At 72.6% G+C, this 1330-nt stretch carries 1 protein-coding gene; it reads left to right on the forward strand.

What is annotated here, in order from left to right; all coding sequences use genetic code 11:
• The coding region (locus HNR01_RS27320; protein WP_198580665.1) for an 8-oxoguanine deaminase at positions 1 to 1330 on the forward strand (1330 nt) is incomplete at both ends.

The raw sequence follows: 1330 nt of genomic DNA on the forward strand, positions 1-1330 counted from the left end.
CGCCGCCTCTGGCTCCGTGATCCGCTGGCGATCCTGGCGGAGGGAGCCGGCGGCGGGCTCGTGGTGGAGGGCACCCGCATCGCCGAACGAGTGTCCGCCGGTGGCCGGCCCGCCGGCCCGGTCGACGCGACCTTCGACGCCGCGCGCCACGTCGTCATCCCCGGCCTCGTCAACACCCATCACCACGTCTTCCAGACACTCACCCGCGCCCACCCGAGCGCCATCAACAAGCCGCTCTTCCCCTGGCTCAAGGCGCTCTACGGCATCTGGGGCCGGCTCACGCCGGAGGCGTTCCGCCTCGCCACCCGGCTCGCCTACACCGAACTGCTCCTCTCCGGCTGCACCACGGCGGGCGACCACCACTACCTGTTCCCGAGAGGGCTCGAGGCGGCCGTCGACATCCAGGTCGAGGAGGCGCGCGCCCTCGGCATCCGCGCCGTCGTCACCCGCGGCTCGATGAGCCTGTCGCAGAAGCAGGGCGGCCTGCCGCCCGAGACGCTGGTGCAGGACGACGACACCATCCTGGCCGACAGCGAGCGGGTGCTGAGGCTGTTCCACGATCCCGCGCCCGGCGCGATGGTGCAGATCGGGCTCGCCCCCTGCTCGCCCTTCGCCGTCACCAAGCGGCTGATGCGCGAGAGCGCCGGGCTCGCCGAGCGCCACGATTGCCGCCTGCACACCCATCTCGGCGAGACGCGCGACGAGAACGCCTACTGCCTCGAAGTCTTCGGGCAGCGCCCGGTCGACTACCTGGAGGAGGTCGGCTGGATGACGCGCCGGGCCTGGCTCGCCCACGGCATCCACTTCAACGACGACGAGGTGAGGCGCCTCGGCGCGGCCGGGGTCGGGGTCTGCCACTGCCCGACCTCGAACATGGTGCTGGCCTCGGGCCATTGCCGGACCTGCGAGCTGGAGGCGGCGGGCTCGCCCGTCGGTCTCGGCGTCGACGGCTCGGCCTCGAACGACAGCTCGAACCTGATGGAGGGCGTGCGCCACGCCCTGATGATCAACCGGCTGACCTACGGCGCGGAGGCGGTGACCCATCTCGATGCCCTGCGCTGGGCGACGGAGGGCTCGGCCGCCTGCCTCGGACGCGGCGATATCGGCCGGCTCGAGCCGGGCCGTGAGGCGGATCTGGCGCTGTTCACCCTTGACGAACTGCGCTTCTCCGGCGCCCACGACCCGCTCGCGGCGCTGGTGCTGTGCGGGGCCCACCGGGCGGACCGGGTGATGGTCGCGGGCACGTGGCGGGTGATCGACGGACAGCCCGTCGGCATCGAGACCGGCCGCCTGCGCGAGGACCATTCGCGGATCGCCCGGCACTTGTTCG

This window comes from Methylorubrum rhodesianum (assembly GCF_014199985.1).
GTDB classification, from domain to species: domain Bacteria; phylum Pseudomonadota; class Alphaproteobacteria; order Rhizobiales; family Beijerinckiaceae; genus Methylobacterium; species Methylobacterium rhodesianum.